The 20,580-nt window shown below is 64.6% G+C and carries 20 protein-coding genes; 12 read left to right on the forward strand and 8 right to left on the reverse strand.

Annotation, left to right across the window (positions count from 1 at the left end; all coding sequences use genetic code 11):
• The first annotated feature begins 1 nt into the window (after nt 1).
• The 5 genes from SynWH8101_RS01635 to SynWH8101_RS01655 all read left to right on the forward strand — a co-directional run bounded on the left by SynWH8101_RS01635 (nt 2) and on the right by SynWH8101_RS01655 (nt 6,622).
• Entirely contained in the window at nt 2-1,273 is a 1,272-nt protein-coding gene (locus tag SynWH8101_RS01635; protein WP_130128310.1) for a competence/damage-inducible protein A, read from the forward strand.
• Nucleotides 1,273-3,969 carry an HAD-IC family P-type ATPase gene (locus SynWH8101_RS01640; RefSeq protein WP_130128311.1) on the forward strand — a complete coding sequence of 899 codons (2,697 nt, stop codon included), beginning with the start codon at nt 1,273-1,275 and terminating at the stop codon, nt 3,967-3,969. The genes SynWH8101_RS01635 and SynWH8101_RS01640 overlap by 1 nt, the downstream gene beginning before the upstream one ends.
• A 26-nt stretch (nt 3,970-3,995) precedes the next feature.
• Nucleotides 3,996-5,417: a 3-isopropylmalate dehydratase large subunit gene (gene leuC / locus SynWH8101_RS01645; protein WP_130128312.1), complete on the forward strand. Its 1,422-nt coding sequence runs from the start codon at nt 3,996-3,998 to the stop codon at nt 5,415-5,417.
• Nucleotides 5,418-5,472: 55 nt separating this feature from the next.
• Entirely contained in the window at nt 5,473-6,090 is a 618-nt protein-coding gene (locus SynWH8101_RS01650) for a 3-isopropylmalate dehydratase small subunit 2 (protein WP_130128313.1), read from the forward strand.
• A gap of 112 nt (nt 6,091-6,202) precedes the next feature.
• Nucleotides 6,203-6,622 carry a pentapeptide repeat-containing protein gene (locus SynWH8101_RS01655; protein ID WP_254428007.1) on the forward strand — a complete coding sequence of 140 codons (420 nt, stop codon included), beginning with the start codon at nt 6,203-6,205 and terminating at the stop codon, nt 6,620-6,622.
• Nucleotides 6,623-6,638: 16 nt separating this feature from the next.
• On the opposite strand, the gene SynWH8101_RS01660 is transcribed toward SynWH8101_RS01655, so the two are convergent.
• Nucleotides 6,639-9,635 carry a DUF3769 domain-containing protein gene (locus SynWH8101_RS01660; protein ID WP_254428008.1) on the reverse strand — a complete coding sequence of 999 codons (2,997 nt, stop codon included), beginning with the start codon at nt 9,633-9,635 and terminating at the stop codon, nt 6,639-6,641.
• 324 nt (nt 9,636-9,959) lie between these two features.
• Nucleotides 9,960-10,079, reverse strand: coding sequence for a photosystem II reaction center protein I (locus tag SynWH8101_RS01665; protein ID WP_006042333.1), 120 nt, complete (start codon nt 10,077-10,079; stop codon nt 9,960-9,962).
• Between the two features lie 61 nt (nt 10,080-10,140).
• Between SynWH8101_RS01665 and SynWH8101_RS01670 the strand changes: the two genes are divergently transcribed.
• Nucleotides 10,141-13,125, forward strand: coding sequence for a glycoside hydrolase family 38 C-terminal domain-containing protein (locus SynWH8101_RS01670; protein ID WP_254428009.1), 2,985 nt, complete (start codon nt 10,141-10,143; stop codon nt 13,123-13,125).
• Here the strand turns inward: SynWH8101_RS01670 and psbN are convergent.
• Nucleotides 13,113-13,253, reverse strand: a complete 141-nt coding sequence (gene psbN / locus SynWH8101_RS01675; RefSeq protein ID WP_007100745.1) for a photosystem II reaction center protein PsbN — start codon at nt 13,251-13,253, stop codon at nt 13,113-13,115. The two genes, SynWH8101_RS01670 and psbN, sit on opposite strands and share 13 nt — an antisense overlap.
• 84 nt (nt 13,254-13,337) lie before the next feature.
• Between psbN and psbH the strand changes: the two genes are divergently transcribed.
• Genes psbH through SynWH8101_RS01695 form a run of 4 tightly spaced genes read left to right on the forward strand, consistent with a single transcriptional unit; the run spans nt 13,338 to nt 14,700 of the window.
• Nucleotides 13,338-13,538 carry a photosystem II reaction center phosphoprotein PsbH gene (gene psbH / locus SynWH8101_RS01680; RefSeq protein WP_007100744.1) on the forward strand — a complete coding sequence of 67 codons (201 nt, stop codon included), beginning with the start codon at nt 13,338-13,340 and terminating at the stop codon, nt 13,536-13,538.
• A 9-nt stretch (nt 13,539-13,547) separates the two neighbouring features.
• Nucleotides 13,548-13,823, forward strand: a complete 276-nt coding sequence (locus SynWH8101_RS01685; protein ID WP_130128316.1) for a TatA/E family twin arginine-targeting protein translocase — start codon at nt 13,548-13,550, stop codon at nt 13,821-13,823.
• Nucleotides 13,823-14,446 (forward strand): aminoacyl-tRNA hydrolase, encoded by a 624-nt coding sequence (pth, locus tag SynWH8101_RS01690; RefSeq protein WP_130128317.1) that lies wholly within the window; start codon nt 13,823-13,825, stop codon nt 14,444-14,446. Before SynWH8101_RS01685 ends, pth begins: the two co-directional genes overlap by 1 nt.
• Nucleotides 14,443-14,700 carry a DUF3146 family protein gene (locus SynWH8101_RS01695; protein WP_007100741.1) on the forward strand — a complete coding sequence of 86 codons (258 nt, stop codon included), beginning with the start codon at nt 14,443-14,445 and terminating at the stop codon, nt 14,698-14,700. The genes pth and SynWH8101_RS01695 overlap by 4 nt, the downstream gene beginning before the upstream one ends.
• On the opposite strand, the gene SynWH8101_RS01700 is transcribed toward SynWH8101_RS01695, so the two are convergent.
• The 4 genes from SynWH8101_RS01700 to rph form a co-directional block, all read right to left on the reverse strand.
• Entirely contained in the window at nt 14,678-15,109 is a 432-nt protein-coding gene (locus SynWH8101_RS01700) for a resolvase (protein WP_130128318.1), read from the reverse strand. The genes SynWH8101_RS01695 and SynWH8101_RS01700 overlap by 23 nt on opposite strands.
• Nucleotides 15,109-16,320 (reverse strand): DUF3084 domain-containing protein, encoded by a 1,212-nt coding sequence (locus SynWH8101_RS01705; protein ID WP_130128319.1) that lies wholly within the window; start codon nt 16,318-16,320, stop codon nt 15,109-15,111. The genes SynWH8101_RS01700 and SynWH8101_RS01705 overlap by 1 nt, the downstream gene beginning before the upstream one ends.
• A gap of 63 nt (nt 16,321-16,383) precedes the next feature.
• Nucleotides 16,384-17,127: a global nitrogen regulator NtcA gene (gene ntcA, locus SynWH8101_RS01710; protein WP_007100738.1), complete on the reverse strand. Its 744-nt coding sequence runs from the start codon at nt 17,125-17,127 to the stop codon at nt 16,384-16,386.
• Between the two features lie 78 nt (nt 17,128-17,205).
• Nucleotides 17,206-17,946, reverse strand: coding sequence for a ribonuclease PH (rph, locus tag SynWH8101_RS01715; protein WP_130128320.1), 741 nt, complete (start codon nt 17,944-17,946; stop codon nt 17,206-17,208).
• A gap of 161 nt (nt 17,947-18,107) precedes the next feature.
• On the opposite strand from rph, the gene SynWH8101_RS01720 reads away from it, so the two are divergent.
• The gene (locus tag SynWH8101_RS01720) at nt 18,108-18,716 is read left to right on the forward strand and encodes a cob(I)yrinic acid a,c-diamide adenosyltransferase (protein WP_130128321.1); all 609 of its coding nucleotides are present in this window, start codon (nt 18,108-18,110) and stop codon (nt 18,714-18,716) included.
• A complete protein-coding gene (gene dcd / locus SynWH8101_RS01725) occupies nt 18,716-19,309 on the forward strand; it encodes a dCTP deaminase (protein ID WP_130128322.1) in 594 nt (197 codons plus the stop codon). The genes SynWH8101_RS01720 and dcd overlap by 1 nt, the downstream gene beginning before the upstream one ends.
• Nucleotides 19,310-19,518: 209 nt before the next feature.
• Here dcd and SynWH8101_RS01730 read toward each other — a convergent pair whose 3' ends face one another.
• On the reverse strand, nt 19,519-20,523 hold the full coding sequence (locus SynWH8101_RS01730) for an IS5 family transposase (RefSeq protein WP_130128323.1): 1,005 nt from the start codon (nt 20,521-20,523) through the stop codon (nt 19,519-19,521).
• Nucleotides 20,524-20,580: the final 57 nt, after the last annotated feature.

Here is a 20,580-nt window from a genome sequence, read left to right on the forward strand (position 1 = left end):
CATGGGGTCCAGCTCCAGGGGGGTTGAGCTGCTCTGCGTGGGCACGGAGTTGCTGCTCGGCAACATCCTCAATGGCAATGCCCGCTGGATTGCGGAGCAGCTGGCGTCACTCGGCATGCCCCATTTCCGGCAGTCGGTGCTCGGCGACAACCGCGAGCGTCTGATCGCTTTTGCGCGGGAGGCGGCGGAGCGTTCCCGGGTGCTGATCACCACAGGCGGGCTCGGTCCAACTCCGGATGACCTCACCGCCGAGGCTCTGGCCGCTGCTTTTGCGGTGCCACTGGAAGAGCGACCGGAGGTCTGGGCCGACATTGAGGCGAAGCTGGCCGCTCGCGGCAAGGTGCCCTCCCCCAGCCTGCGCAATCAGGCCCTGCTGCCCAAAGGCGCAGCTGTGCTTCCCAATCCCACCGGCACGGCCCCAGGAATGATCTGGACGCCTCGTGAGGACTTCACGATCCTCACCTTTCCCGGAGTGCCCAGCGAAATGCGGGCGATGTGGACCGAATCCGCGGCTCCCTGGTTGCGTGCCGCGGCGCTGACGCAGGGCGTGATCGCCAGTCGTCAGCTGCATTTCTGGGGCATCGGTGAATCCAGGCTGGCCGAGCAGGTCGAGGATCTTCTCTCTGGCACCAATCCCACCGTGGCTCCTTACTCCGGTGGTGGCGAGGTGATGCTGCGGCTGACAGCTCAGGCGTCGTCCGAGCCGGAGGCCCAACGGCTGTTGGACCCTCTCGAGCAGGAGCTGCGGCAGCGCAGCGGTCGTCTGTGCTTTGGGCGGGATGGGGAGACGCTGGCGTCTGTTGTGCTCGCGCTTCTGCAGCAACGGGGGGAGACCCTGGCCGTGGCTGAATCCTGCACCGGAGGAGGGCTCGGCGCTGCCCTGACGGAGGTGCCGGGGGCTTCGGCTGTGCTTCTGGGCGGTGTTGTCGCCTATGCCGATGCTGTGAAGCAGCACCTCCTCGGAGTATCGGCTGAGCTGCTGGCCTGCCATGGCGCCGTGAGTGATCCGGTGGCTGAGGCGATGGCGGAGGGCGTGCGCCGTTGCACCGGCGCCGACTGGGGTGTGGCCATCACCGGGATCGCCGGCCCAGGCGGTGGCTCCGCGACGAAGCCGGTGGGTCTGGTGCATCTGGCTGTGGCGGGTCCGGACGGCTGCCGGAGTGGAGCGGAGCGTTTCGGCTCCAGCCATGGCCGCAGCTGGGTGCGGCGCCTCAGCGTGGGTGAAGCGCTCAATCGCCTGCGCCTGCGCCTGCTCGATGCCCCCCCTGGCTGATGCGGTCACCCGACGCCATTCGCCCTCCCCATGCCAGCTCTTTGGCCGAGCTGCTGCAGAGCCTCGGGAGCGATGGCGATCGTGGTATGGCGGCCCATGCTGTGGCGCTGCGTCAGCAGCAGGAGGGCTGGAATCGGCTGTCTGAGCGGCGGCGGCGGCCGTTAGCGCTGCGCTTTCTGCAGCAATTTCATGATCCGCTTCTTTACACCCTGCTGGCGGTGGGCGCCGTCAAGCTGCTGAGCGGGTCGCCCCGGGAAGCTCTGGCGGTCTGGAGCGTCACCCTGATCAATGGTGTGATCGGCTTTGTGCAGGAGAGCCGCGCCGAAACAGCGATTGCAGCCCTGGCCAGTGCGGTGCGCACGGAGGTGGAGGTGGTGCGGGAAGGCCAGCATCAGCGTCTGGCCTCCGATCAGCTGGTGCGCGGTGACCTCGTCTGCCTGGCCGCCGGCGACAAGGTGCCGGCGGATCTGCGCTTGTTGCGGGGGCGGGATCTGCGGGTGGATGAATCGGTGTTGACTGGTGAATCGCTGCCGGTGAGCCGAGATCCGGCGCCGCTCCCGGCCGACACCCCCTTGCCGGAGCGGGCTTCGATGCTGCATGCCGGCACTTTTGTGGTGGCCGGTCAGGGGGTTGCGGTCGTCACGGCGATCGGCGATGCCACCGAGGTGGGGAAGATCTCCACCTCTCTGCAGGATCAGCCAAGCCTGAGTACGCCGCTCACCCGGCAGATCCAGCGTTTCGGACGCCGTCTGCTCCAACTCATCGTCGGCCTGGCGCTCATGACCTTCGTGATCGGGGTCTGGCGGGGGCGCGAACCGCTGGAGATGTTCGATGGAGCCGTTGCCCTGGCGGTGGGTGCGATTCCGGAGGAACTGCCAGCGATCGTCACGATCATCCTGGCGATCGGTGTGCATCGCATGGCCGCACGCAACGCGATCATCCGGCGCCTGCCGGCGGTGGAGGCCCTCGGAAGCACCACCGTGATCTGTTCCGACAAAACCGGCACCCTCACAGAGAACCGGATGACCGTGCAGGAGATCCATGCCGGGGGCGAGAGTCGTGCGCTCGCGTCCCTCTGGGCCGGCGATGGCGACGATGCGCTCAGTCGGAATCAGGCCCTGCGCGACACCCTGCTGGCCGGTCTGCTTTGCAATGACGCCAGCTTGGTGCGCGAGGACGGCAAGTCGTCGCAGGCGACTCCGCAGGCGATCGGCGATCCCACGGAAACGGCTCTGTTGCTGGCGGCGGATCGTGCCGGATTCGATCAGCACCAGATCCGGCACCATCACCCCCGGCTCGATGGCATCCCCTTTTCATCAGAGCTGCAATTCATGGCCACCCTGCACGGCAGCCGCCGCATTCTTCTGAAGGGTTCGGTGGAGGCACTGCTGCCCCGCTGTAGCCGGCAACGCGCGGCCGACGGCGCCGCCGAGCCCCTCGATCGGCAGGCCGTTGAGAGCGCCGTGGCGGCGATGGCCTCCCGGGGGCTGCGGGTGCTGGCGTTTGCGATCGGCGTGCCCGAGCCCGATCAGGAGCGCCTCGAGCTTGAGCATGTGGAAGGCGGCCTCGACTTTCTCGGGCTTCAGGGCTTGATGGATCCACCCCGGACTGAGGCGATCCGCGCCGTGCGGGTCTGCCGCCGCGCCGGCATTCGCGTGGTGATGATCACCGGTGACCATGCCGGCACGGCCCGAGCGATTGCTGAGAGGTTGGGCCTCCGGGCCGACACCGTCCTGGAGGGCCGGCAGCTGGACGCTCTGGATGCGGCGGGGCTCGCTGAGGCGGTGAGCGGTTGTGATCTGTTTGCGCGGGTGGCTCCAGCCCAGAAGCTCGCGCTGGTGCAGGCCCTGCAGAGCCGGGGCGAGGTGGTGGCGATGACGGGGGATGGCGTGAATGATGCGCCGGCTCTGCGTCAGGCCGATATCGGCATCGCCATGGGACGCGGCGGCACGGAGGTGGCGCGTGAATCGGCAGCCATGCTGCTCACCGATGACAATTTCGCCACGATCGAAGCGGCCGTGGAGGAAGGGCGGGCGGTGTACGTCAATCTGCGACGCACCCTGGCGTTTCTGCTGCCCGTCAACGGTGGGGCGTCGATGACGATCCTGCTCGGTGCCCTGTTGGGGCTGGAGTTGCCGGTCACGGCCCTTCAGGTGCTTTGGCTCAACATGGTGAGTTCGCTCACCATGTCGGTGCCGCTCGCCTTTGAGCCCCCCGCTCCGGGGCTGATGGACCGCCCGCCTCGCCCCGTGCATCAGCCCTTGCTGACCAGGCCGTTGCTGCTGCGGGTGCTTCTGGTGTCGATCTTCAACTGGCTGTTGCTGTTCGGTTTGTTTTCACTGGTGATCGAGCGCAGCGACGATCTGGCGCTGGCCCGCACGATGGCGGTGCAGGGCCTGGTGTTGTCTCAGGTGGTGTATCTGATCGGCATCAGTCGCATCAGCCATGGCCCCTGGCCTGGAGGCCCTACCTGGCGGCGCCTGCGGCAGGCTTCGGTGTTGCTGATCGGCCTGGCCCTGGCGCTGTGCCTGCAGGTGCTCTACAGCCAAAGCCATTGGCTGAATGCCTTCTTCGGCACGGTGCCTCTCAACCTGAACCAGTGGGGGGTGTGCATGGTGCCGATGCTGCTGATGCTTCCCCTCTCCGCCCTCACGCGCTGGCTTGATCCGATCGATCGCACCAACATCACCGCCTAGGGTGAAACGCTTCTCAACTGGCCGGTATGAGCAGCGGCACGCTTTACGACAAGGTCTGGGATCTTCATCGTGTGGCTGAGCTGCCGGGAGGATCGACCCAGCTCTTCATTGGCCTCCACCTCATCCATGAGGTCACCAGCCCGCAGGCTTTCGCCGCCCTTGAAGACAAGGACCTCAGCGTGCGCTGCCCGGAACGCACAGTGGCCACCGTCGATCACATCGTGCCCACCACCAGTCAGGCTCGACCCTTCGCCGATCCCCTCGCCGAGGAGATGCTCAGCACGCTGGAGCGCAACTGCGCCCGCCATGGCATCACCCTGCATGGCCTGGGCAGCGGCCGTCAGGGCATCGTGCATGTGATTGCGCCGGAGCTCGGTCTCACCCAACCGGGGATGACGGTGGCCTGCGGTGATTCCCACACCTCCACCCACGGCGCCTTCGGTGCGATCGCCTTCGGCATCGGCACCAGCCAGGTGCGCGATGTGCTGGCCAGCCAGAGCCTGGCGATGAACAAGCTCAAGGTGCGCAGAATCTGGGTCGACCATCAGCTCGGATCGGGGGTCTTCGCCAAAGACCTGATCCTGCACGTGATCCGCACCCTGGGGGTCAAGGCGGGTGTGGGCCATGCCTATGAATTCGCCGGACCGGCGATTGAAGCGCTCTCGATGGAGGAGCGCATGACCCTCTGCAACATGGCGATCGAAGGTGGTGCTCGCTGCGGTTACGTCAATCCCGACCAGGTGACCATCGATTACCTCGCAGGACGCCCGGGTGCGCCCAGCGGCGAGGCCTGGGATAGGGCTGTGGCCTGGTGGCGTTCGCTGGCGTCTGATCCTGATGCCAACTTCGATGACGAGGTGCGTTTCGATGCTGCAGCGATTGCCCCCACCGTGACCTGGGGGATCACCCCTGGGCAGGGCATCGCCGTGAATGAGGCGGTGCCGACCCCGGAGCAGCTTGAACCCTCCGAGCGCCCGATCGCCGAGGAGGCGTATCGCTACATGGATCTCACCCCCGGGCAGCCGATCGCCGGCGTGCCGGTGGACGTGTGTTTCATCGGCAGCTGCACCAACGGCCGCTTGAGTGATCTGCAGGCGGCGGCGGTGGTGGCGCGGGGGCGCCAGGTCTCCCCCGGGATCCGGGCGTTTGTGGTGCCCGGTTCCGAGCAGGTGGCCCGGGCCGCCGAAGCTGAGGGCCTTGATGCGGTGTTCCGTGCGGCGGGTTTCGAATGGCGTGAGCCGGGCTGTTCGATGTGTCTGGCCATGAATCCGGATCGCCTGGAGGGTCGGCAGATCAGTGCCAGCTCCAGCAACCGCAATTTCAAAGGCCGGCAGGGGTCGGCGAGTGGTCGCACGCTGCTGATGAGCCCGGCCATGGTGGCGGCCGCCGCAGTCACCGGACAGGTGACGGATGTGCGCCATCTCGCGGCCCTGCCGGCCACGGCTTGAGGCACCCCGCCATCACGCTGTTGTTGTTTCCTGCAATTCCCTCCTTACGCCGTTCATGACCTCTCCCGGCAGCTTCCCCCAGGGTGAAATCCGCCAGATCAGCGGGTCTGCCTTCACATTGCGCGGTGATGACATCGATACCGATCGGATCATTCCCGCCCGTTTTCTCAAGTGCGTCAGCTTTGAGGCGCTCGGCGATCAGGTGTTTGCCGACGATCGCAGCGAGCTGGGCGGTACTCACCCCTTCGATCAGCCCGCCCATGCCGGTGCCTCGATTCTTGTGGTGAACGGCAACTTCGGCTGCGGTTCCAGTCGTGAGCACGCCCCCCAGGCGTTGATGCGTTGGGGGATCCGTGCCCTGATCGGCGTCAGCTTCGCTGAGATCTTTCATGGCAATTGCCTGGCGCTCGGGATTCCCTGCGCCACAGCCACGCCGGAGCAGGTGCTGGCGCTTCAGGCTGCTGTGGAGGCCGACCCCGGCCGCCGCTGGACGCTCAATCTGGAGGCCAACGCCTGCAGTGAGCCCCAGGCCGGTAGCTGGTCGATCAGCCTGGATCCCGGTGCCCGGGAGATGCTGCTCACTGGCCGCTGGGATGCGACATCGCAGCTGGTGGCCCGCGATGCAGAGCTCAGGGCGACCATGGCCACGCTTCCTTACCTGAACGGGTTTTAGGGCTGCGGACACTTGCTGGAGTGTCTATGAAGGAGAGAGAGGCTCCTTGGCCATGGATCGCTTCCCCGCTCAACTCACGCCGCTGACTGGTTGCCTTGCCCTGCTCCTGGTCATGGCCTCTCCGCTGCCAGCGGCCGAGATGGTGCCGCTCCGGGTGGAGCCGTTTCAGGACCCTCGCCAGCAGTTGCTGAGCACGGGGGCTTGCGCGGGCTGTGACCTGCGAGGCGTGGATCTGGTCGGTGCCCATCTGATCGGTGCCGATCTGCGGGAGGCCGACCTACGCGGTGCCCGCCTGGATGAAGCCAATCTCGAGGGGGCCGATCTCAGTGGCGCGCGCCTCGATGGGGCTGGCTTGAAGGGCGCAACGCTCACCAATGCCGAGCTGGCGGGAACGGATCTTCGCCGTGCCGATCTGCGAGAGGCGGTGGTGATCAACGCCTATGCGCCGGGAGTGCGCACCGAGGGGATGCAGTTTGCCGGTTCTGATCTCACCGGCAGCCATCTGATCTACGGCGGCGGCCCCGAGGAGTGATCCGCCAGAGGCGTGGTCAGAACGGCCGGTTTTCCAGTTCGTTCGGCAGATTGCGAGGGGTGTAGGGAATAAACGGCACGCCGGTGCCCGTGAAGTTGAAGTCGTTGAGGCGGAAGCGGAAGCCGCCGATGCCTTCGTAAGGGTTGTAGTAGAAGCCGAAGTCGTAACTGCGGCGCTGCCAACGCACCTCAATGTTGGAATTGATCACATCGCCGTAGAACTCGGAGGCCGGATCCACGTTGAGAGCCACGCCGGCGCTGATCAACAGCGGCCCGGCGATCTGCTGGGTGAGGCCGACACCCAGGGTTCCGAGATCCACCGCCTGGTCGAAATCGAAGGGGCTCGCACCCTGTTTGAGCGTTCCGCCACCCGTGACCGAAAGTTGGGTGTAGTCGAGGAACGGCTTGCTGAACGTGCCCAGGGTCAATGTGGGGCCACCCGAGAGGCTGATGGTGTTTTGTTGATTGCCATCGCCGTAGGCAGCGAGCAGCGTATTGACATTGGTGTTGAGGCTCAGGCCGGGAACAATGGCCACCGGCGAGTAGCGATAGGCCCGCTCTGGTGTGAGTGGGGCCGGTTGTCCGCGCCAGAGCGGATAGCTGCTGTTAATCGAACCGAAGATATTGGCCCGCCAAAGGTCGGCGAGATTAGTGCTCGTAAAGCTCTCGGCCTGATAGTTGCCGACGCCAGCACGCCAGAGATAAGAGTTTTCGAGTTTGCCGAGGTTGAAGTTTCCTTTCTGTTCGGCGAAAGCGCCATAGGCGGAATACACATCGGTTTCTCCAAGTGATCCGTTCCAGGTTCGATAGCGGTAGGCTCCAAACAAACGCGTGCTGATGCCCCCCAGCCAGGGAAGTGTGAAGCGATTCCTCACATCTCCCCAGTAACGACTGCCATTGGCAATGTTCTCTGCGCTGAAGGTGCTGATGTCAGCATTGAAGTTAGTCTTCCATCCCCAGACCTGGCCGTTGAGCTTTGCTTCCAGGCCGAAGAGGTCGCCGATTGTTGTGGGCTGCGTCACCGTGCCACTGTCCACGGAAGAGCCGGGGGCCACGTAGCTATTGGTTTCACCGTTGATGGCACGTTGCAGAAGGAACTGTGGTTGAAGGCTCAGGGTGTAATCGGTTGTGAGCTCAATCGGTTTGAGGTTGCGGCCGATGAAAAAGCCGTTGCGGTCTTCATTGTCGATGCCGAACACCCAGCGGTTCTCCACTTCCTCTTCCTTCTGAATACGTTGAGTGCGACTCACGGGAATCGGCAGTCGCTCTTCCACAATCAGGCGGTTGCGCTCACTCTTGATCAGGATGTCGCCATTGGCTTGTTCCGTTGCTACTACACCATCGGCATCGATCCGGGTCTGGGCCGGTGTAAAGGGGTCATTGGTGAAGCCCATGCGATCCGCCCTCCAACCGTCGGGGGTGATGCGCACGCGCGCTGCCTGGATGCGCCAGCGGCTGATGGCGCCAGTGATCAACTGCGTGCGCCCCAGTTGATCCAGTTGTGATGGCTGAACAGCTCCATAGGTGTTCTGCTCTTCGACATCGTTGTTGCGCAGGGAGCTCGGGACACCGATGCGACGGTCGATGGTGAGGGATTGCTGGAACTGGATGCTTGTGATGCGTTGATCAATTGCTGCGATTGCCTTGTCTCGAAGTGCTTCCTGTTCACGCAGCGACAAGCGTGACTCATTGGTATGCGCCAAGGGTGTAGATGCTTGCGAACCTGCTGCCTCGACTCCAGTCGACGTTGGGGTCGGCGCGCCGAGGGTGATGTCATTGAGCTGTTCGTTGAGAGTCTGAGGCTCGACGCGACTGGCTCGATCCGGATCCGGGCAACCGAGTGGTGGTGGGACGTCGGTCTGCTCTGGGGCTGCTGGATCCTGGCCCCAGCGGTAACGCAGGCCAATCAGGTAGGCGTTGCTGCCTTCACGTACGCCGCTGTAGGTGCCGAATGCGCCGGAGCGGTGGTGGATTCTCCCAACCAAAGACACCTCATCCGAGACGGCAGCTTCCAGTTCAAAGGCGAGATAGTTCAGCAGTTGGGCGTAGTTCTCCCTGTAGGTTCGCTCGTAGTTACTGACGGCCGAGTTGTAGCTGATTCCCTCCACAAACCCGAAGCTCAGCCAGGGTTGGATCCACAGCCGGGCTCCTAGTCCAAGAATCCCCTCGGCGAATGTCTGAGAGGCCGTGTCGGCATTCGGAACCGCTTGGTTGTAAGGACCGCCCGCTTGCTCATAGGCGTGATGGCCAAAGAGGTCTGCTTCCAGTTCGAGGGAGAAGGGGCCGGCGCGCCAGATCCGTTTCTGCATGCTGACGCCGAGCAGGTATTCCGGTCGCATGCGGCCGTTGAATAAAAACGTATCGCCGAAGTTGGAATCGATCATTTGGCCGCCCCACGCGGTCACGGCCCAGGGGTGGGGTTGCCAGGCGGGAATTGGCGGCAGCACCGGGGGACAGGCCATCCCCAGCTCAGGCTTCTGGGGAGCGGCGGTCTCTGGCACTAGCCACTCCGGTGCCGGCGGCAGTTCCAGATCCCAGAACGTGCTGCCATCATCCTGGGGATTGAGCCGTTCTGGGCTGTTCGCTTGCAGCTCCAGCTCCAAGGCCGTCGGGAAACCGAGGCTGCTGGATTCGACGACCGGCAGCAGAGGTGGGGGGCTTGAGGTGATGGGCCCGGATGAGGCACTGCCGCTGGTGGGGTTGAAATCCAGCGCCGCACTGTCGAGATCAAGAACGCCGTAAACGTCGCTGAGTTCACCTTCGTTCTGGATCAGGCTGAAATGAAGGGTGCTGGCCTGGAAATATTGCGAACCTCGGCGGAAACGCACACTCCCCCGGGCGTAGAGGGTGCTGAAAGCGCTGTCGAACTCGATGCGGTCGGCCTGCAGGACGCCACCATTGAGCACAGCGCGCACATTGCCCTCGGCGATGAAAAGGTTGCGCCGTACATCAAAGCTCTGACGATCTGCTTGCAGCTTGATGTTCAGTGGCGGCCTTTTCTGCGCGGCAGCCACCTGATTGCTCGGAGATGGCTGAGTCGGGGCATCTGTCGTGACCTCGGCAAGGACCTCTTTCAGGCTTGGTTGAGGCTTGTCTGAACCTGGATCCCTATCAAAGCCGTTAGCGGAATCGTCGCTCCACTCGCTGCCGTCATCGAGTATCTGGGCTTGCAGGGGTCGAGGCCCACCGATTAACACAACACTCAAAGCGGTGAGTGCAATCCCTCGACTCAGCCACCATCGCGTCGAATCTGTAGTGGCGGTGCTGGCCGACAAGCGAAAGAACTGCTGTGGCCGGTGATCCTGCCACGTTCATCCAGCCCTGACGCGCAGGGAGGGTCAGTCTTCCAGGTCCTTACGGCTGGGGGTGCGGCTGGGATCGCTTGCCAGGAAGCCGAACACGAAGATCCCGAGGAAAAAGAAGACAACCGAGTAAACGGAGATCTTGAGGGCGAGCATGGAGACCGACCGGCGTCTGGGACAGCGCCATCATCCTATGGGGCAAGGATTGGGAAACACGATGCAGACCCCGCTCCAGGCGCGGCGATTGGCGTGGATTGAAACGTTTCGACGTCGGTCTCGTCTCGAGCTGCTCGATCGTTGGATCCGGTCTGATCGGCCTGATTCAGGGCCGGCCCTGGCTGCTCCCTGGTGCAGGGAGCATCGGCCGGACTGGCATGCGCGGGGCTTGCTGGCCTGGCCTCGGGGTGGCCGTTGGTGTCGGCTGCAGCAGGAGGTCACCTGTCCTGAGGCCTGGCGTGGCGAGCCAGCTCAGGCCCGTCTGGTGTTGAGCTGGTGGGCGGACGCTGTGCGCCTCTGGGTGGATGGTCAGCTTGTGCACGAAGGCGATCTGTTCGACACACGCTGTCGCTGGCCCCTGCCGCAGCGTTGGCACGACGGCGCTCCACTCCGCTTTGACCTGGAGCTGCGCAGCCCCTGTCATGACGACGGCGCCCTGATCAGCAGCGCGATCGTGCGGGAACCGCGTGAGGCCGGCCGGGATCCTGCCCAGCTGTTGCTTCCTGAGGCTCTGGCCCTCTCGCAGGCAGTGTTGCCCGATGCCGTGTTGGCGCTGGATCCCTTGACGGCCGAGGCCGGCACGGCGGTGGCGACCACCCTGCAGACTCTGGCACCGGCCACTGGTGCGGTGCACTGGGTGGGGCATGCCCATCTCGATCTCGCCTGGCTCTGGCCAGTGGCCGACACCTGGGAAGCGGCGGAGCGGACCTTCCGCTCCGCACTGGATCTGATGGACCGTTTTCCGGAGCTCCATTTCGCCCACTCCACGCCGGCTCTGTACGCGTGGATGGAACGGTTCCGCCCGGCCCTCTTCGCCCGGATCCGGGCCGCGAGTCAGGCGGGTCGCTGGGAGCCGATCAATGGCCCCTGGGTGGAAAGCGACTGCGTTTTGGTGAGCACGGCGTCCTTGCGACAGCAATTCGCCCTCGGCCAGGCCTACAGCCGAAGCACGTTCCCGGAGTGGCGCCACGATCTGGCCTGGCTGCCCGACAGTTTCGGTTTCGGCGCTGGTCTGCCGGCGGTGGCGGCGGCGGAGGGGGTGCGCTGGTTCTGCACCCATAAATTGGCCTGGAATAGCTCCCAGCCCTTCCCCCACCGTCTGTTTCGTTGGCGTAGTCGCGGTGGCGGCGAGCTTCTGGCGTTGATGCTGCCGCCGATCGGCACCGATGCCGATCCCCAGGCGATCCAGGCCGAGCAGCGCGCCTTTGCCCAGGCCACTGCCATCGAACGGTCGCTCTGGATTCCGGGTGTGGGCGATCACGGCGGTGGCCCCACCGTCGAAATGCTCGAGCATCTCCAGCTTTGGCGGGATCACCCTCAGGTGTCGGCGCGGCAGCCGGGCACCGTGCGTGGGTATCTCCAGACCCTGGAGGCGCATGCCGACCATTGGCCGGTGTGGCGCGATGAGCTGTATTTGGAGTTGCATCGCGGCTGTGCCACCAGTCGCCCGGATCAGAAGCGGCACAACCGCAGCCTGGAGCGGCTGCTGCGGGAGGCGGATCTGACGGCGGCTCTGCTGGCATCGGCTCGGCAGGGCACCGTTCAAGGCGCTGTTCAAGGCGCCGAGATCGAAGCGACCGACTGGCGGCCATTGCTGTTTCAGCAATTTCACGACATCCTCCCTGGCACCTCGATCCCGGAGGTCTTTGAGCAGGCTGAGCCGATCTGGCGCCGCTCCCGTCGCCAGGCGGCGCGACTTCGGACTGGGCAGCTGCAGCAGCTGCTGGGCAGCCCTGAAGCGGATCACAGTTGGGCCTGGGTGGGACTCCACCCCCTGGCCCGATGGAGTCCGCTCGTGCGCCTCCCCCGCGGTCGCTGGTCCAGCGTTGGACAGGCCTTGCCCGTTCAGGAGGCCCCCGGCGGGGGCACCTGGGTGCAGTTGCCTCCCCAGCAGGGTGTGGTGGCCGTGCCCCTCACACGTGGCTCCCAGGGCATAGCCGCGCCGGTGCGTTGCCCCGTGCGGGCGGAGCGGCAGCCCGGTGGGGGATGGCATCTCAGCAATGGCTGGGTATCGGCATCCATCGATGCGTCAGGTCTGCAGCAGGTGTGGGATCGGGAGGGCGTCGCCCAGTTGGCGGCCCCCCTGGTACTGCAACGTTTTATTGACCATGGCGAGTTCTGGGATGCCTGGGATCTGGCTGCGGACTATCGCGACAAGCCCCTCCCCATCGGTGAGCTGGAGGCGCCGCCTGAACTGGTCGAAACCGGCCCGCTGCTGGCGCGGCTGGTCTGGCGGTGCCGGGCTGGCGCCAGTCTGATTCGGGTGGATCTGCAGCTGCGTGCCGACCATCCCTGGCTGGAGCTTATTTGCAGCATTGACTGGCGTCAGACCCATGAACTGCTGCGGCTGGAGGTGCCGTTGAAGGCGACAGCTGTGCGCTGGGCTGCCGACACCAGCGGTGGTGTGCTCGAGCGTCCGGCCCAGGCCCTCACCGCCAGAGAACAGGCGCGCTGGGAGGTGCCGCTGATCTCCTGGTTCGCGAGTCAGGCGGCGGCACCCGCAGGCGGTCTTGCGGTGCTGCTCGATGGTCCGCAGGGTGTGGATGTGCAACCGCATCGGCTCGGCGTGTCGCTCTTGCGCGGACCCACCTGGCCTGATCCCTCCGCTGATCGGGGGCGCCATCGTCTGCGGGTGGCGCTGATGCCGTTGCCATCCGGCTGGGCGGAGGACGCCGTGCCCCAGGCCGCTGTCGCCTTCAGGGAGTCCGGCTGGTGGGGGCCGGTGGGGTCGATGCCGGCCGTGCGCTCACTGCTGCCAGCCCTTCCTGATGCACTGGTGCCGATCCGGGTCAGTCGCGCTCAGGCCTCTGGCGTTGTGCTGCTGCAGGTGTTGAATCCGGGCGCGAAGCGTGTGCGCTGGAACCTGGTGGACGAGGCGGCCTGGCAGATGCGTCGACTGGGAGTGGAGGGCCTCACCCGGGAGCTGGTGCTTCGGCCCGGTGAACTGGCCGACCTGGAACTGTCGCCTGCGCCTCAGTCGTCGTGATCGTCGAACGGGTCATCCAGTCGTTTGGAGGGCGGGCCGAAGGCGGTGTAGATGCCGAAACCGGTCAGCCCGAGCAGAACGGCGAGCACCGCGATCGCCACCGTGAGCGCTGGGGAGGAGGTTTCCATCACATCTCTCGACAGGTTCGACCCGTTCCGGGCCATGGCCCCTACAGTATCCAGACCGAACCTCACCCGAGACCCAAGCCCGTCATGGCGCAACGCACTCGACTGGGAGATCTCCTCCGTCCCCTCAACTCCGAGTACGGCAAGGTGGTGCCCGGCTGGGGAACCACCCCTGTGATGGGCGTGTTCATGGCCCTGTTCCTGGTGTTCCTGCTGGTGATCCTGCAGCTTTACAACAAGTCGCTGATCCTTGAGGGCATCAACGTCAACTGGAACGGTTTCGGTTGAGGTAGGGCGATGAATGTCTTCGGCATCGGCCTTCCTGAAATGGCCGTGATTGGTGCGGTGGCCCTGCTGGTGTTTGGGCCCAAGCGCCTGCCGGAGCTGGGGCGGACTCTTGGTAAAACCCTGAAGGGGTTCCAGTCTGCCTCCAAGGAATTTGAGCGTGAGATCAACAAGGCGATGGCGGAACCCGAGCCGATCGATCAAGCTCCTCTACCGCCTGCCGCAGAAGCTTTGCCTCACGATGCAGTCGCTGGTGAGAGCGTGAAGCCAGGCGATCCCGCCTCCTGATGCAGGCAGGACAGCTGCGGCTCCTCGTTGGGCTCGGCAATCCAGGTGATCGCTACCACGGCACCCGCCACAACGTGGGATTCATGGCGTTGGAAGCGCTGGCCCGCCGCAACTCCAGCGCCTTTCGATCAATGGCCAAGCTGCAAGGGCAGGTGGCGGAGATCGGCTTTGGGCCAGGCCGGTTGCGGCTGCTCATGCCGCAGACCTTCATGAATGAGAGCGGTCGCTCGATTCGTGCCGCCCTGGATTGGTTCCAGTTCGATGTCGATCAGTTGCTGGTGGTGGTGGATGATATGGACCTGCCCCTGGGACGTCTGCGTCTTCGCGCCAAGGGCGGCGCCGGTGGCCACAACGGCTTGCGCAGCACCATTCAGCATCTGGGCACCGAGGCCTTTGCCCGGCTCCGAATTGGCATCGGTGCCCCGGGGCGCACGGCGGCGGAGCGTCGTGCCCGCACCGTGTCCCATGTGCTTGGTCGCTTCAGCCAAGCGGAGCAGCCCCTCCTGGATCAGGTGATCGACGCGGTGGTGCAGGGTGTGGATCAGATCCAGCGCCAGGGATTGGAGCGCGCCGGCAACCATCTCAATGGTTTGCAGCTGGCAGATGGGGAGAGCGGCGCATGAGTGCGTTACCGGTCACCACGGCCCATCTCCGGGTCCTGCGTCAGAGCTTTCAGCAGCAGCGCCTGGAGGGCGAGGTGCAGGCCGGGGGCTTCGCCTGGGAATTCTGCTGGTTGTTTGATCGCGGTGAACTGCATGTGGAGCCTTCGCTGGGGCGGGCCTTGATTGAGGATGCCCTGCTCCGCTTTCTCGTGAAGGCCGATTACCACCTGGAACCGGGAGGCGACTACACCTTCACGGTGCGTGCCCGTTTCTGAGCGGATTGGGCCAGTCGAGCCTGACGCCGAGGTGATCTTCGAGCATCACCAGTGCCGCGAAGGCATCGAGATCGATCGGCGGCAGGCGCAGGCCTTCGGGAAGCAGTCGGCGCCAGCCCCGCGGCGGTCGCAGCGTCCAGTAGCGCGCGCGTGCTCGCAGGGTGGTGCCCCGTTCCTCCACCAGCTCCACGGGCAGCAAGGGGCGCAGGCGTTGTTCCCAGTCGGCACTGCCGGTGCCGTTGCCCAGCAGCACGGTGCTGATCGGTTCTTCGTCGTTCCAGCGCTGGATCTGTTGGAAAACATCGTCCACCGGCAGCACCAGGCCATCGATCACACGCTGGCGACTGAGTTCGCAGAGCACCAGGCCACATTTGCTGCGTCCCGGGTCGATCGCGAGCAGACGTGTCATCAGGGCGTGGGGGCGCCAGCTGGCGTGTTGGAGGGAATGTCGCCCACGGCCCGCAGCTCCACAGCCACGGGATCGGCGGTGTCACTGCTGCGCAGGGTCACCACCTCCAGCTCGATACGGGAGGGAGCTCGCTCCAGCAGCTGCTGCCCGAGGCTGTTGAGGCGGTTGGCGTCGAACTGGAGTCCCTGGCTGAGGGACCCCCGCCGTTGGGCTTCAGCAAGGGCGGAGGCCAGGAGCAAGTTCAAGCGGTTGCGCACTGCTTCGTTGTTGGTCTCGTTGCGTTCGAGCGTGGTGCGCGCCAGCACATCGCCCGTGTTCACCACCTGGGTGTTCGGACGCACTTCAGGAATGGCATAGACCACTTTTTCGCCGAGCAGCACATTGGCAGCGGAGCGGATATTCACCACCCAGGTGCCCGGTTGGCGAATCACCTGTTCGAGCCGTTCGATGTCGTTGCGCGGCACCAGCAGAATCTGCCGATCGGCCTTCTCACCCGGCAACACGCGCTGGTAGGCCTGCAGGTTGGCCTCACGCAGCATCTGGTCGATCACCTGCTTGGCTTGCCCGGGATTGTCGAGCCGCAGGGTGGCCGTGGCCAGAGGTTCGCCGCTGCTGAGCACCACGCTGCCCCGCCGCAGGGCCAACACGTTCTTCTCCAGTTGGCGCAGTTCCGCCTCGCCGCTGCGGATGCGATCGCGCACCTGGGCCAGCTCGGCTTCCGTGCGTCGGATCTCGGCATCGCGCGCTTTCACGTCGCGGCTGAGTCGAGCCCGTTCCGCCTCCAGTTGCTGGCGTTGTTGCTGCAGAGGCACCAGCGCCTGGCGGAGGGTTTCGGCCTTGGCTTTGGCATCGGCCAGATCCTTGCTCGCACGGGAGCGTTCGGCCTGGGCCTGAAGCAGTTCACGGCTCGCTTTCTTCTGGGCCTGCCGACTCGCCTTCAGGGCATTGCGGCTGTCGTTGAGCTTGGTCTGCAGGGCATTCAGTTCAAACAGCCCCACCCGCAGCTGCCGACTCACCAGCAGCAGCAGACCGAGCGACAATGCTGAAATCAGGCTGCCCGTGAGCACGGTGATCAGCACGGCGGTGCGGCGCGGCCGCAACCCCATCAGGCTCAGCCGGGCTTTGCCCACCTTGGAGCCGAGCCGATCGCCCAGGGTGGCGAGCACGCCACCGAGCACGAGCAGCATCAGGATCAACAGCCAGCCGGTCACGAATCCAAGGGCGGTGAAGGGCGACGACGGGCCGTCCGGAAGCCATTGTCCCCCGCGGAAGGCTCAGCTGAAACGTTTGGCGAGGGCGATTGGGTCGAGCACGGTGATCTTCTTGCGATCGATTTCCACCAGCCCCGCATTGCGCAGATCCCCGAGCAGTCGGGTGATGGTGACGCGGGTGGATCCGATTGCTTCGGCGATCGATTGATGGGAGAGCCGCAAGTCGATGGTGATGCCCTGGGTGCCGGGGATGCCGAAATCGCGGCAGAGCACGAGCAGAAAACTCACCAGTCGCGACGACATGTCGCGGTGGGTGAGCGTTTCGATCATCGTTTCGGTCTGCAGGATGCGGCTTGAGAGCCCTTGCAACAGCAACAGCCCCACGCCGGTATCGGCTTCGATTGCCTGGCGCACGGAAGCGGCGGGGGCTGTGACCATCTCGACGCGGGTGAAGGCGACAGCGTGATAGAAGCGATCGGAGCGATGGCCGGTGAGCAGCGACAGCACTCCGAAGAGGCTGTTTTCCCGCAGCAGCGCCACGGTGATCTCCTCCCCCGATTCATAGACCCGGGACAGCCTGACGGCGCCACGCCGGATCAGATACACCCGCTCGGCAGGATCACCGGGGAAGAAGATGGTTTTGCCCCGTTCCACCAGCTCAGTGCTGGCACCCTCCAGATCGCGGATCACCTCCAAGAGGGTGGGGGTATGGGCCGTGGCCGTGTTCGCCAGGGTGGTGCCGCCGCCGCTGGAGGCTGGAGCGGGCTGGGGTGAGTAACGGCTGAAGCCGCGGGTGGCTCCGACCATGGCGGCAATGCGGATGGCTGGACGCTACGGATGGCCCTGGCTCCACCTTGTAGCAACCCACACGAAATCCGGCGTTGCTCAGGGGCGCGACTCCGGTGCCAGGGCCCGCTGCTGCGCCGCCATCAAGTCCGTGAGGCCTGGTTCGGCCAGGTCGAGCAGGCGCGTCAGTTCGCTGCGGCTGAAGGGGGCACCTTCAGCGGTGCCCTGCAGTTCCAGCAGGCGACCGCTGCCATCCATCACCACATTCAGATCCACATCGGCCTGGCTGTCTTCGCTGTAGTTGAGATCCAGCAGCGCCTCTCCACTGATCAGCCCCACCGAGACGGCGGCCACCTGATCGCGCACAGGGTTGCACTTGATGTCGCCTCGTTCCACCAGGCGCTCGCAAGCCCGTTGCAGCGCCACCCAGGCGCCGGTGATCGCGGCTGTGCGGGTGCCGGCATCGGCCTGGATCACATCGCAGTCCACCAGTAGGGTGTTCTCTCCCAGTGTCTCCATGTCGAGGCAGGATCTGAGGCTGCGACCGATCAGCCGTTGGATCTCCTGGGTGCGGCCGGAGAGTTTCAGCAATTCCCGCTTCTGCCGCTCGGGCGTTGACCCGGGCAACAGGCGGTACTCGGCACTGAGCCAGCCTTTGCCGCTGCCCATGCGCCAGCGGGGGACGCCGGCTTCATGGGAAATGCTGCAGAGCACAGCCGTGCGCCCGCTGCGCATCAGCACGGAGCTGAGAGCAAAGCCCATCGGATCCCACTCGATCGCGACAGGCCTCAGGTCGTTGGGCGAGCGGCCATCGCTCCGTATGGAGACCTGGTTAGACATCGAGGCTCGGCGGCATGCAGCTGAGCCTGACAGCTCGACCGTTGCCACAGGCGCACACCATGACCAGGGGCGCACACCATGGATGGTGTCAGTCGGCTTGTGTGCCCCGCTTCCGGCGCTAGATTCGAACCCTGCAGGCCGGGTGCGGCCGTGTGAACGCCATGACCGCCAGCCTCAGTTCCAGCCATCGCCCCCTGGACCCGCGCAGCGCCGAGCGCCGTGCTTTGGAGCGTGCTGGCCTGCGGCCGTTGCCCCCTGTGCCGCCGCGGCCACCCCTGCATCTGGTGGCACCGGAGGGCCAGCTCCAGGTGCATACGGCCCCCTATCGCGGCAGCTTTTCCACAGTGTTCAGCCAGGCGCTGCGCACCGCCGGTCTTGGCAGCCGGGTGATGGTGGTGCAGTTCCTCAAGGGAGGCGTCGACCAGGGGCCGGAGCGTCGCCTCAGTCTCTGCGGACGGCTGGATTGGTTGCGTCCAGCCGTGGCTGGTTGCCTGGGTGAGCCGGCTGAGAGCCAGCCGCCTGCGGTGAAGGAGGCGGTGGAAGCGCTCTGGCAGGTGTGTCGTGACAGCCTGCTGGCAGGCGAGTTGGATCAGCTCGTGCTCGATGAGCTGGGTCTGGCGATTGCACTGGGCTACCTGAAGGAGGAGGAGGTTCAGGCTGCGCTGCAGCGCCGTCCGGGTTCGGTGGATGTGATTGTCACCGGGCCGGCAATCCCCGAGTTTCTGATGGGGTTGGCTGATCAGGTCACGGAACTGCGCCGAGGCTTCTGATGCTCAAGAACGATCGCTGGATCACCGAACAGGCGCAGGCCGGCATGCTGGAACCCTTCCAGGCGGGGCTGGTTCGTCATCTGGAGCCGGATCAGAAGCAGCGCCCGGTGCTCAGCTTCGGATGCTCGTCGTATGGCTACGACCTGCGTCTATCGCCGCAGGAATTCCTGATTTTCAAGCACGTGCCGGGCACGGTGATGAACCCGAAACGGTTCAATCCCGCCAACCTGGAGCCCACCGAACTTCACCACGATGAGGATGGCGACTATTTCATTCTTCCCGCCCATTCTTATGGCTTAGGCGTGGCGCTGGAAAAGATGAAGGTGCCAGCCAACATCACGGTGATCTGCCTGGGCAAGAGCACCTATGCCCGCCTGGGCATCATCGTGAACACCACGCCAGCGGAAGCGAGTTGGGAAGGGCACCTCACCCTGGAGTTCAGCAACAGCTCCGGTGCCGATTGCCGCATCTATGCCAACGAAGGCATCTGCCAACTGCTCTTCTTTGAGGGTGATCCCTGCGACACCACCTACAGCGACCGCCAAGGCAAATACCAGCATCAACCCGAGCGGGTCACCCTGGCCAAGGTTTAATTGTCCTTGGCCTTTCAGCTGATCCAGCGGGGCTGTCTTAGGGAAGCTCTGGGCAACGCCGGTTTGAGCGGCGCGGGGCCGCCAAAAGTTGTCTGACGTGGCCTTTGTGTTGCATTGAGACTTGAATCAGCCCCTGGATAGCTGATTACGGGCTCTTTGCCTTCTCTTTTGGCACCCTGTTCATCCCAACAGCCACACCAGTTCTGTGTTCATGCTGCAGCCAGTAGATGGCCACGAGCGAGAAACAGATTGGTCAGTGCGGCCATCACATTAATCTTGCATCGATTCTTGGCCAGGCCACGCAGTCGGGTCTTTTGAAAGCCGAACTGTTGTTTGATCACCCTGAATGGGTGCTCAACCTTGGCGCGGACGTGTGCCTTTGCAGCCTCGATCAGATCCTCAAGCCTTCCTTCTGGAGTGTCAGGTAGCGCTCGGCGTTTGCCTGGTCGTATCGCCACCCGAAACACTGCTGAATGGCCCGCCATTTCAGGTCGTTTAGTGATGCCCTGGTAGCCGGCGTCGCCGTAGACGACCTCCTCATCGCCATGCAACAGCTCAGCCGCTGGGGTGAGGTCGTGCACGTTGGCGGCTGTGGCGACGACTGAATGGATCAGGCCGGAGTCCTTGTCGACGCCGATATGGACTTTCATCCCGTAGGCGCAGCCTTCCGCGCAGCGGTGATACCACTGGTTTCCCTTCTTGGTCTGGTGCATCTCGGGATCGCGCTTCCCTTCTTTGTTCTTGGTGGAACTGGGTGCCGCAATCAAGGTGGCATCGACGATCGTGCCTTGGCGCATCGTCATGCCCCTTGTGCTGAGATGGGCTTTGACCGTCTCAAAGATCTGCTGGCCCAGATCGTGCTTCTCCAGCAGGTGGCGGAAGGTCAGGATCGTCGTCTCATCAGGGATCCGGTCGCTGATCAACTCGATGCCGGCAAAGCGGCGCATGGTGGGCACCTCGATCAGGGCCTCTTCCATGGCCGGATCGCTGAGTGAATACCACTGCTGCAACAGGTGGATCCGCAGCATGGTGGCCAACGGATAGGGAGGCCTACCGCCTTTCTTGCTCGTCTTTGGGTAGTGGGGCTCGATCAAGTCGATCAGCGCCTGCCATGGCACCACCACCTCCATCTCAGAGAGAAACTTCTCCCGTTTGGTCTGCTTCTTGGCCGTGGTGAGCTCGTAATCCAAGAAGCCGAGCTGTTTGCCGCCCATCAACCCAGTCCTGGCCTGCGATCACAGGGACATTGTCCCGCGAATGGCCCTGGTTTT

Source organism: Synechococcus sp. WH 8101, from assembly GCF_004209775.1.
Lineage (GTDB): Bacteria > Cyanobacteriota > Cyanobacteriia > PCC-6307 > Cyanobiaceae > Synechococcus_C.

Coding starts and splice junctions, on each gene's coding strand:
- SynWH8101_RS01670 (WP_254428009.1), top strand. CDS start 10,141: ATGCAGACCCCGCTCCAGGCGCGGCGATTGGCGTGGATTGAAACGTTT.
- SynWH8101_RS01720 (WP_130128321.1), top strand. CDS start 18,108: ATGACCGCCAGCCTCAGTTCCAGCCATCGCCCCCTGGACCCGCGCAGC.
- leuC (WP_130128312.1), top strand. CDS start 3,996: ATGAGCAGCGGCACGCTTTACGACAAGGTCTGGGATCTTCATCGTGTG.
- pth (WP_130128317.1), top strand. CDS start 13,823: ATGCAGGCAGGACAGCTGCGGCTCCTCGTTGGGCTCGGCAATCCAGGT.
- SynWH8101_RS01700 (WP_130128318.1), bottom strand. CDS start 15,109: ATGACACGTCTGCTCGCGATCGACCCGGGACGCAGCAAATGTGGCCTG.
- rph (WP_130128320.1), bottom strand. CDS start 17,946: ATGTCTAACCAGGTCTCCATACGGAGCGATGGCCGCTCGCCCAACGAC.
- SynWH8101_RS01635 (WP_130128310.1), top strand. CDS start 2: ATGGGGTCCAGCTCCAGGGGGGTTGAGCTGCTCTGCGTGGGCACGGAG.
- ntcA (WP_007100738.1), bottom strand. CDS start 17,127: ATGGTCGGAGCCACCCGCGGCTTCAGCCGTTACTCACCCCAGCCCGCT.
- SynWH8101_RS01655 (WP_254428007.1), top strand. CDS start 6,203: ATGGCCTCTCCGCTGCCAGCGGCCGAGATGGTGCCGCTCCGGGTGGAG.
- SynWH8101_RS01695 (WP_007100741.1), top strand. CDS start 14,443: ATGAGTGCGTTACCGGTCACCACGGCCCATCTCCGGGTCCTGCGTCAG.
- psbH (WP_007100744.1), top strand. CDS start 13,338: ATGGCGCAACGCACTCGACTGGGAGATCTCCTCCGTCCCCTCAACTCC.
- dcd (WP_130128322.1), top strand. CDS start 18,716: ATGCTCAAGAACGATCGCTGGATCACCGAACAGGCGCAGGCCGGCATG.
- SynWH8101_RS01730 (WP_130128323.1), bottom strand. CDS start 20,523: ATGGGCGGCAAACAGCTCGGCTTCTTGGATTACGAGCTCACCACGGCC.
- SynWH8101_RS01685 (WP_130128316.1), top strand. CDS start 13,548: ATGAATGTCTTCGGCATCGGCCTTCCTGAAATGGCCGTGATTGGTGCG.
- psbN (WP_007100745.1), bottom strand. CDS start 13,253: ATGGAAACCTCCTCCCCAGCGCTCACGGTGGCGATCGCGGTGCTCGCC.
- SynWH8101_RS01650 (WP_130128313.1), top strand. CDS start 5,473: ATGACCTCTCCCGGCAGCTTCCCCCAGGGTGAAATCCGCCAGATCAGC.
- SynWH8101_RS01665 (WP_006042333.1), bottom strand. CDS start 10,079: ATGCTCGCCCTCAAGATCTCCGTTTACTCGGTTGTCTTCTTTTTCCTC.
- SynWH8101_RS01640 (WP_130128311.1), top strand. CDS start 1,273: ATGCGGTCACCCGACGCCATTCGCCCTCCCCATGCCAGCTCTTTGGCC.